We start from the raw sequence: 9,389 nt of genomic DNA, 5'->3' as shown, positions 1-9,389 counted from the left end.
GTGCCGGACAGGGCCGGGGGCGGCACCGGGCGGAGCTGGCAGAGCCGGAGCGGTGCCGAAGCACGGCCCTCGACGCCTGCGGCCCGTCACAGCCGCTCCACCCGAAGTCGCTGTCCCATCCCGTAGTCACCGCCCTGCCCCGCGGACACCACCCCGCCCTCGGTGTCACCGTCGTGGCGTCAGCACCCCGTCCCCACCACCCTCCCGTACTGCTCCCGGACCTCCTGGTACCGCAGCAGTTCCGCCGCCACCGGATCCAGGACCCGGGCCCGGCCGCACCCGGCCGCCGCCTCCCGCAACCGGCGTTCCGCCTCCAGGCCGTAGCGCCGGGCCGGGCCTCGGGCCGCCACCCGGCAGCTCCACTCGATGATCGGTCCGCCGACGATGCCGATCACCATCAGCAGCACCGGCACCCCCAGATTCGGCGCCATGAACCCGATGATCTGACCCAGCAGCCACAGCCCGCCCAGGAACTGCAGGATCGTCATGCACGCCTGAGTGAGGACGGCCACCGGCCACCACCCCGGGCGCGGCGGCCGCCCCGCCGGCACGCCCGCGCGCCCGGTCAGCTCGTCCAGCGCCTCGGGCAGCCCCTGCGAGCCGCGGACGGCCGCCTCACGCACCGCCTGCGCCCACGGCGCCGGCAGCCCGGCGGACGCCCGGTCGGCCACCTTCCGCACCGCATGCTCGACCCGCTGACGGGCCGTCGCCTCCTCGTCGGCCTGCGTGCGTGAGGGGAGCCGGCCCGTAGCGGGCTCGCCGCGGTCCTGGTACCACCGCCACAGCCGCAGCCAGGGCGTACCGCACGCTCGGTTGGCGTTGCGCAGCCACGCGCGCTCGGCCGCTTCGCCCACCGCCGTGGCGCCCACCGCGTCCGCGAGCCGGTCGGAGAACTCCTCCCGGGCCTGTTCGCTGAGCCCGGTCCGCCGCTGGGTGGCGTAGACGGGCCACAGCCGCGCCGCGGCGATGTCCACGTCCGCCGAGATACGGCGGTTCGGCGCCCCGCGCTCCGAGACGAACTGGCCCAGGGCCTCGCGCAGCTCCCCGACACCGTCCCCGGTGAGCGCGGACAGCGCCAGCACGGTCGTGCCCGGTTCGCCGTACTCCCCGAGGGCGATGCCGTCCTCGTCGAGGAGCCGCCGCAGATCGTCGAGGACCTGCTCGGCGGCTTCCCCGGGCAGCCGGTCGATCTGGTTGAGGACGACGAACATGACCTCGGCGTGGGCCGCCATCGGCCGCAGATAGCGCTCGTGGAGGACGGCGTCGGCGTACTTCTCCGGGTCGACCACCCAGATGACCGCGTCGACGAGCCCGAGGATGCGGTCCACATGCCGGCGGTGTTGTACGGCCGCGGAGTCGTGGTCGGGCAGGTCGACCAGGACCAGTCCGCGCAGCGGCGACTCGCCGTCCCCGGTCGGGAACGGCCGGCGGCGCAGCCGGGGCGGGATCCCGAGCCGCTCGATGAGGCCGGCTCCCCCGTCGCTCCAACTGCACGCGATGGGCGCGGCGGTGGTGGGGCGGCGTACGCCCGTCTCCGAGATGGCCACCCCGGCGAGCGCGTTGAACAGCTGCGACTTGCCGCTGCCGGTGGCGCCCGCGATGGCGACGACGGTGTGCTGCCCGGAGAGCCTGCGCCGCGCGGCCGCCTCGTCGAGTACCCGGCCGGCCCCCGAGAGGGTCCGGCTGTCGAGCCGGGTGCGGGACAGCCCCACGAGTTCACGCAGGGCCTCCAGCCGCGAGCGCAGCGACTCCTCGTGCACCAGGGGGGTCACCGTCAGCGGGGCGGCGGAGCGGTTGTCCGTCATGGGGAACCTGTCTTCTTCGGCTGTCTCGGCGACCCGGCGCGCGATGAGTCCGTCGTCCCAGGCCTCGGTGGAGTCGGTACGCGTCGCCCGCTCGCCACCCGGGGCGCTGCGGTCGCCGCCGCCCTTGTGGGCGTCGTCGTCCGGCTGATCGGCGTGCTCGGTGGGGTCCTGGTCGGTGACGGTCACCGGTCACCTCTCCTTCTGCAGTACGGACAGCGCGGCGATGAGCTCGGCCTGGGGCTCGGGGTGGACGTCGAGCGCGTCGAGCGGGGCGAGCCTGCGCTCACGTTCGGCGCGCACGACCCGGTCCACGTGCTCGGTGAGCAGCCGCCCGGCCCGGTCCCGCAGTCGCAGTGCGCCATGGGCGCCGATCCGCTCGGCGAGGCCCTCCCCGGCCGTTCGGCCCCGGCGACCGCCCAGCAGGGAGGTGGCGACCAGGGCGGCGACCAGTTCGGGGTCGGGGGCGAGGTTGCGGTCGAGCTCGCGCACCTCCTCCTCGGCCTGCTCCTCGAGCTCGCGCCGCCATCGCCGTACGGCGAGCCCGATGCGGTGCTCGACGCTGTCCGCGCCTGAGTCACGTGCGGCGAGTTCCGGTGCGCTGGAGGCCGGCTCGCGCCGCCAGGCGTCGTCGACGCGCTCGTCGGCTGCGGTGACGGCGCACAGCAGCAGCGTGCTGAGGCTCTCCACCAGCGCGTCGAGGAGTTCGGCGGCGGTGCAGTCCAGAGGGAAGGCGCGCCAGCGCTTGAGCGCGTCCCCGGCGAGGACCGCCCCGCTCTTCAACCGGCCCCGCACGCGCGTGTGCTCGCTGTCGTAGGCCCCTTCGACGGCGGAGGTGAGCCGCAGCGCGGCGGCGTACTGAGCGGCGGCGGCCCCGGCCAGCTCGGGCATCCGGGACTTGAGGGAGTCGAGGACGCCGTACGCCGTACGGGCGAGGACGTGCTGCCGGGCTGCGGGGTCCTGGGCCTGGTGGACCAGCCAGGTGCGCAACTGGGCGACAGCGGAGGCCGGCAGGAGCCCGCCGCCCCAGGCCGACTCGGGCAGTTCGGGCACGGTGAAGCGCGGCACCTCGCCGAGCCCGGCCTTGGTGAGCAGGGCCCCGTACTGCCGCGACACCTCGTTCACCACCTGGTGAGGCACCCGGTCGAGCACGGTCACGAGGGTGACGTCGTATTCCTTGGCGGTGCGCAGCATGTGCCAGGGGACGGCGTCGGCGTAGCGGGCGGCCGTGGTGACCATGACCCAGATGTCTGCGGCGCAGATGAGTTCGGCGGCCAGGACCCGGTTGTCGGAGACCAGGGAGTCGATGTCGGGCGCGTCGAGGAGGGCGAGGCCGGGCGGGAGCGTCTCAGCGGTCTCGACGCGCAGTACGCGCGCGGGGTTCTCACCGGGGAGCAGCAGGTCGTCGGTGGAGTCCTGTTGGGGCACCCACACACGCGTGAGGTCGGGCAGCACCCTCATCCCGCTGAACCAGTGGTGGTCCTCCGGATGGCAGACCAGCACGGGGGTGCGTGTCGTCGGCCGCAGCACGCCCGCCTCGCTGACCCGCCGCCCCACGAGGGAGTTCACGAGCGTCGATTTCCCGGCTCCGGTCGACCCGCCCACGACGGCCAGAAGCGGCGCTTCGGGCTCCCGCAGCCGGGGCACCAAGTAGTCGTCGAGCTGCGCGAGGAGTTCGTCGCGGCTGGCACGCGCGCGTGCGGCCCCCGCCAGGGGCAGCGGGAAGCGTGCGGCGGCGACACGGTCGCGCAGGGCGGAGAGTGCGTCGAGCAGCTGAGGCCGTACGTCCAAGGTCACCACATGTGAAGAATGCCCAATTTTAGGGGAATTCTGAAGCATATGAGCATGTCTGCGCGCCGACGGAACACAAGGGACGGAAGGGGCGACTGGGACATGGGCCGACTCCAGGCATAACGAGTGCACAACACCCGATGCCTCTGACGCCAAAAGCGATGCACGATTCGTACCCGCCTGCGATTATCAGGACCGCTTCACTGAACCTCCACATCGAGCCACGGAGGCGAAGCAGCAGGGACAAGGACGCGGGAGCCCTATCCTTGTCCCCGGCGACGTCACGGATCGGCCCACACCAGGGCACCAGGACAGAGGCCACCACACCCGGCCCCCGTAGCTCAGTGGATAGAGCAGGCGCCTTCTAAGCGCTTGGCCGCAGGTTCGAGTCCTGCCGGGGGCGCAAGTCTCCGCCCTCCCTTTGGGGAGGGCTTTTTGCTGGTCAGGGCACAGAGCCTTCCGTTACCAGCACCCCGGCGCGATCATGGCCCCCTGGAACCGGATCATGGACCGATCCGTGGGTCGCTCCGGGAATCGACCAACGGGCCGTGAAAGGGGCACGACGTGCGGCTGCGCTGCGCTGTACTGGACGACTTTCAGAAGGTGGCGGCCGAGGCCGCCGACTGGTCGCTCGTCGCGAACGACGTGGAGGTCGTCGCCTTCGACCGGCACATCGAGGGCGAGGACGACCTGGCCGCCGCACTGGCCACGTTCGACATCGTGGTGACCCTGCGCGAACGCGTGCCGTTCCCCGGGTCGCTGATCACCCGGCTGCCCCGGCTGAAACTGATCGTCGCCTCCGGCATGCGGAATTCCGTCATCGACTACGCGGCCGCCGAGGCACGCGGCGTCACGGTGTGCGGCACGGCCAGTTCCTCCACGCCGCCCGTCGAACTGACCTGGGCGCTGTTGCTCGGCCTCGCTCGCGGCATCGTCGAGGAGAGCAGTTCCCTGCGCTCCGGTGGCCCCTGGCAGAGCACCGTCGGTGCCGATCTGCACGGCAGGCGGCTCGGGTTGCTCGGCCTGGGGAAGATCGGCAGCCGGGTCGCCCAGGTCGGGCTCGCCTTCGGCATGCACGTGAGCGCCTGGAGTCAGAACCTCACCCGCGGGCGGGCGGCCGAGATCGGCGTCGAGCTCGCCCCCTCCAAGGATGACCTCGTCGCGAGCAGCGACTTCGTCTCGGTCCACCTCGCGCTGAGCGACCGTACCCGCGGCCTGCTCGGCCCCGCCGAACTCGCTCTCCTGAAGCCGACCGCGTACTTGATCAACACCTCACGTGCGGCCATCGTCGACCAGGAGGCCCTCCTCGCCGCCCTGCACGACGGCAGGATCGCCGGCGCCGGCGTCGACGTCTTCGACATCGAGCCCCTGCCCGCCGACCACCCGATGCGCACGGCTCCTCGCCTCCTCGCCACACCGCACCTCGGCTACGTCTCCCGGGCCAACTACGCGACGTACTACGGCCAGGCGGTCGAGAACATCCAGGCGTTTCTGGCCGGTTCGCCGATCCGGCTCCTGGCCCGCTGAGGTGTGCCGCCTGGTGACCGCCTGGTGACCGCCTGGCCTGCGGTCACGGCGCCTCCGTCGGCGGCCGGCTGCACCCCGCAAGGCCCGGCGGTGCGCTGACAGGTCTCGCCGTGCCGTTGGCGCGCCGCTCGTACGCAGCCGAGCCCATGCAAATACCCGCACCCGTACCCGTACCCGGCTCGTCCGGACTACGCGTACCGGTAGATGTGGCTCTGGTCCTCCAACTGGGCCGGTGTGACGTCCCACGGTGGCATCTTCTGGTGCCGCGCGATGACTCGGCCCCGCTGAGCGTCCCCCCGGGCCAGCTGCTTCGCGGGGAGATAGCGGGCGCCCCGGTGCCGCCGCTGCCAGCGCAGCCAGAGAAGGTCCACGAAGGCGTGGTGCATCCAGAACACGGGGTCGTTGACGGACGCGCCACCCATCATGTGGCCGCCGACCCAGCGGTGGACCCGGTTGTGGGTGCGCCACGAAGCGGGGCCCTGCCCGGGCCCCCACCCTTCGACCTTGTTGCGGAACCCCTTGGTCGACCCGGAGTGCCACGGTGCCGCGTCGTAGACGGGGTCGTTGAGGGCCCCCTCCAGATCCTTGGCCGCCGGCAGCGCGATCGGATCCCGCGGACGGCCCAGCTCACGCGTGAGAAACCTCGTGTCGGTGACCCCCACTCTGATCGTCCACTTGCCGTTGCGGTGGGCGAAGGGGCCGGACATCACCTGCCGGTCGGATCGCCGCCCGGTGCCGCCGAGCAGGTCATCGGTCCACGGTACGGCCGTGCGCGTACGGTTGCGCGTCCAGTCCCAGTACGGCAGGGTCACCGACTCGTCCACGCGGCGCAGCGCGCTCTCCAGGTCCAGCAGGAACTTGCGGTGCCAGGGCAGGAAGGAAGGCGCCATGTGGGCGGCGCGCAGGCCGCTCTCGCCGTCGGGGGTGTAGTACTCGATGTGCATACGCACGAACTCGTCATACTCACCGCGCCGTTTGAGCTCCAGCAGCGCGTTGACGAGCCGGCGCCGTTCGGACCGGGTGAGTGTGCTGACGTCCTTACGCGTGTACACCACGGTGATGCTCCCCCTCGGCGTGCCCGTTTCCGTTTGCCGTACGGCTGTCCTCCATGTGACTGTCCCGCTCACCCGGCATGACCAGCTGTGCGTCGGGGCCGAGTTCGTCGACGGCAGCGCGCGCGGCGGCGAGCGGAGTCGCATACGACTGATAGTGGTCGACCATGCTCATCCAGCTGCCGTCGGCCCGGCGCATCAGGTGCAACGGCCGCCCGTCCACGGTTACGTGCCACGCGCTCTGCCCGTCCTCCCCGGGCCGCCCGACGTCGTACCTGACGCCTGCGATGCGGCGCCCGCGGTACGTCTCGTCGAAACGCTCCCCGTCGCCGTCCGGTCCGGGCCCGTTCCCCACCGCTCCCGAGGCCGTCGGGGACGTCCCCGATGCCACCAGTACCGGTGCGAGAGCCACCGAGAACGCCGATGCGAACAGCCCCCACAGCACCCGGCGTCGCACCGTGGTCCTGGCGGCGTGTGCGGGTGACTGCGCGGTGTGCGCGGAGCCGGCGGCCACTGGGGTGACCGTCGCGGGCGCCGGGGGGCGCGCTGGTTGTGGCTGAAGTGGTTTGCCGGTTCGCAATGCCTGCCTCTTCCTCGCCCTGAACAGGGCGGTCCACATGACACACGCTCGACGGGCCCCTCGCATGCGCGCCGCGATCGGCCCGGGATTCCCGCTCACCTTGCGCCCACGGTCCGGGATGCTTGCTGGCCGCGGTCACGTCTCCGGTGAGTACGGCGCCCGACACGGGCGGCGCTGCCGCCACCGGAGCCTCCCTGACGGGGCCGGGATTGCCTCACCACTTTCAACGAGCCCTTGAGCGAGCGGAAACCGGGCACACAGGAAATTTCGAGGCCCCACTCGGAAGGTCACCCGAATGAAGGGCACGGATGGTCCGCCCTTCTCGGCCTGTGCTCGGCGTCATGCGGTCCAGGAGCCGAGCCACGCCACCACCCTCCCCTAATGCCTGTCGTTGGATCACGTCGCAGACGCGGGATCGACCAGTGCCGTCGGTTTCCTGCGGCCCGACCCGGACGACCGGCTCCGGTTGGCCGATGGATCGATCCGGAACCGACTCGGGTGCCGGACGCCATGCGTCCGGCACCCGGCAGGGAGTAATCGCTACCGGCGGGACAGGACCCGTCCCCGCCGGTACAGGATGACGCCACCCGCCAGCAGCAGCGCAGCTGCGCCCGAGGCCGCGATCACCTCCCCACCCCCGGTGTCGGGGAGGGAGGGTCGATCCGTCGGAGGCTTGGTGTGCGGGGGAGTCGGGGGCCACGAGGTGGGCGGCTGCGTCGCCGGTGGAGTGGTGGGCGGCGGCGTGGACGGCGTGTCACCGTACCCGCCGTCGTCGCCGTAGCCGGGTTCCTCGTCGCCGTAGCCGGGCTTCTCGTGGCCGTAGCCGGGCTTCTCCTCGCCGTAGCCAGGCTTCTCCTCGCCGTAACCGGGCTTCTCGTGGCCGTAGCCAGGCTTCTCCTCGCCGTAGCCGGGCTTCTCGTGGCCGTAGCCAGGCTTCTCCTCGCCGTAACCGGGCTTCTCCTCGCCGTAACCGGGCTTCTCCTCGCCGTAGCCGGGCTTCTCGTGGCCGTAGCCGGGCTTCTCCTCGCCGTAGCCAGGCTTCTCCTCGCCGTAACCGGGCTTCTCCTCGCCGTAGCCGCTGTCCTGGGACGCCGACGGCTTCACTTCCGCCGGCAGCGTGCTGGGCTGCGTGGACGGCGTCACACCGGAGCCGTCCGGCTCCTCCGACTCCTCACTGCCGTAAGACCCCTCGCCCTCACCGCCGTCCTCGTCCCCGCTCGCGGTGACGACGCTCTCGTCGTCGCGGCTCTCGTCGCCGCTCTCGTCGTCGCCGTAGTCGCTGTCCTGAGACGACGCCGACGCCGACGCCGACGGCTTCGCCTCCGCCGGCAGCGTGCTGGGCTGCGTGGACGGCGTCACAGCGGCGCCGTCTGCCTCCTCCGACTCGTCACTGCCGTAAGAGCCCTCGCCCTCACCGCCGTTCTCGTCCCCGCTCGCGGCGGCGACGCGGCTGCTGCCGTCCGTGTCATCGCTGCCTTCGCCAACGGGTACGGCGGCCGACTGCTTGTCCTTCAGTGTGGCCAGAGCGCGCTCGACCGCCGCGTCGGCGTGGCTCTTGTGCTCGTCCAGGCGGTCGATGCGAGCAGTGTCAGGGGTGTCGTTCGACCCCTGCGCACTGGTGCTGCTGGTGCAGCCGTTCCCGGAGGAGGGCCCGTTTACGGCTGTCTCACCAGAGGAGCTGCCGCAGGCGTTTGTGAGAGCCTCGCCATGCGAGTCCGCCAACGCCGGAATGCCGTACAGGGGCAGAATGCTCGTCGCGGCCGCAGCCACAACCAGCCCCTTGCTCAGTTTCTTTCGCATCGTCGTCTTCCTGCTCAAGGAAAGAGGAAAGGGGAACAGCCGACCCTGGCCAGAAGAGGAAAGCGTCAGGGTAGGCCCGTGCCGCAGCCCGTTCAGCCGACGCGTCAATGAATCTCACTGCTGACGGACCGGCAGGTGCTGCGGGGAATCCGGTACAGGTGCACCGAGAGATCGACTAGGGAGCGACTGATCGAGGTCCAGCCCGCGGAGCTGTACGCCACGGCGCGCTGAATTCGTCAGCGTTTCCCACTCTTCTTGCGGCGGGGGCTCGGGGCGGCTTCCCTCCTCCCGTAATTTCTCCTCCGCCTGATTTTCTGGCTGGTCCAGTGATGGGATGCGGTGAAGTGCCAGTACCGGCAACCCGAGCACCGGTAGATGCGGTCAGGGGTTTTCTCCAACAATGACTGCTTGACCAGCCAGAGCCTCGCCTCGGATTTGGTACGGAACGACGCTTTCCTTGTATCCGGGCATCGCGGCAAGATGATCATACCACTCACACCGCCTCAAATATGCATTTCGCAACCCCCTTCAACTGAAGGGCCGAACCGATGGTGCATCCGCAGGAAATCTGCATCAAGCGGGTGACACTCTTATGGGTCAGCCGTCTGCAGACTTCGTCCGTACGGCCCCTATTGGGAAGCTGATGCGAGTGTGCGCTAATCAGATGACACAAGGGCGCCTGGCCCGCGGCTCATGGATGCCCCAGCCGTGAAAAACCGGCCATCGGGAAGGATGGTCGCCTCAGGCGCTTCACATGATTGACGCCATGGAACAAAAGCGCCCCTCCCTCCGTCAATGAGGATGCTCACCTCATCCGCCCGTCAGGGAGAGACGCTT

Annotated in this window: 6 protein-coding genes and 1 tRNA gene; 2 read left to right on the top strand and 5 right to left on the bottom strand. The window is 70.8% G+C overall.

Translation table 11 applies throughout. The features are described 5' to 3' along the window. Positions 1-179: 179 nt before the first annotated feature. Positions 180-1,991, bottom strand: a complete 1,812-nt coding sequence (locus tag K4G64_RS20115; RefSeq protein ID WP_221757411.1) for a YfjP family GTPase — start codon at positions 1,989-1,991, stop codon at positions 180-182. Positions 1,992-1,994: 3 nt separating this feature from the next. Beyond that, positions 1,995-3,602, bottom strand: a complete 1,608-nt coding sequence (locus K4G64_RS20110) for a dynamin family protein (RefSeq protein ID WP_221757410.1) — start codon at positions 3,600-3,602, stop codon at positions 1,995-1,997. A gap of 321 nt (positions 3,603-3,923) precedes the next feature. On the opposite strand from K4G64_RS20110, the gene K4G64_RS20105 reads away from it, so the two are divergent. Both K4G64_RS20105 and K4G64_RS20100 read left to right on the top strand, forming a co-directional pair. Further along, positions 3,924-3,996 (top strand) — tRNA-Arg (locus tag K4G64_RS20105). A gap of 161 nt (positions 3,997-4,157) precedes the next feature. Next, entirely contained in the window at positions 4,158-5,120 is a 963-nt protein-coding gene (locus tag K4G64_RS20100; RefSeq protein ID WP_221757409.1) for a D-2-hydroxyacid dehydrogenase family protein, read from the top strand. A gap of 188 nt (positions 5,121-5,308) precedes the next feature. On the opposite strand, the gene K4G64_RS20095 is transcribed toward K4G64_RS20100, so the two are convergent. The 3 genes from K4G64_RS20095 to K4G64_RS20085 all read right to left on the bottom strand — a co-directional run bounded on the left by K4G64_RS20095 (position 5,309) and on the right by K4G64_RS20085 (position 8,552). Then, a complete protein-coding gene (locus K4G64_RS20095) occupies positions 5,309-6,175 on the bottom strand; it encodes a tyrosinase family protein (protein ID WP_221757408.1) in 867 nt (288 codons plus the stop codon). Next, positions 6,159-6,686: a tyrosinase family oxidase copper chaperone gene (locus tag K4G64_RS20090; protein ID WP_308122434.1), complete on the bottom strand. Its 528-nt coding sequence runs from the start codon at positions 6,684-6,686 to the stop codon at positions 6,159-6,161. The genes K4G64_RS20095 and K4G64_RS20090 overlap by 17 nt, the downstream gene beginning before the upstream one ends. Positions 6,687-7,292: 606 nt before the next feature. Further along, positions 7,293-8,552: an LPXTG cell wall anchor domain-containing protein gene (locus K4G64_RS20085; RefSeq protein ID WP_221757406.1), complete on the bottom strand. Its 1,260-nt coding sequence runs from the start codon at positions 8,550-8,552 to the stop codon at positions 7,293-7,295. Between the last annotated feature and the right edge of the window lie 837 nt (positions 8,553-9,389).

It is taken from the genome of Streptomyces sp. WAC04114 (genome assembly GCF_019733245.1).
GTDB lineage: Bacteria > Actinomycetota > Actinomycetes > Streptomycetales > Streptomycetaceae > Streptomyces > Streptomyces massasporeus_A.
The sequence above is the reverse complement of the archived record's forward strand: the minus strand, read 5'-3'. Positions and strand labels throughout refer to the sequence as shown.

Bases quoted from the DNA above. Each gene is read 5' to 3' on its own strand.
- K4G64_RS20085 (WP_221757406.1), bottom strand. From the start codon at position 8,552: ATGCGAAAGAAACTGAGCAAGGGGCTGGTTGTGGCTGCGGCCGCGACG.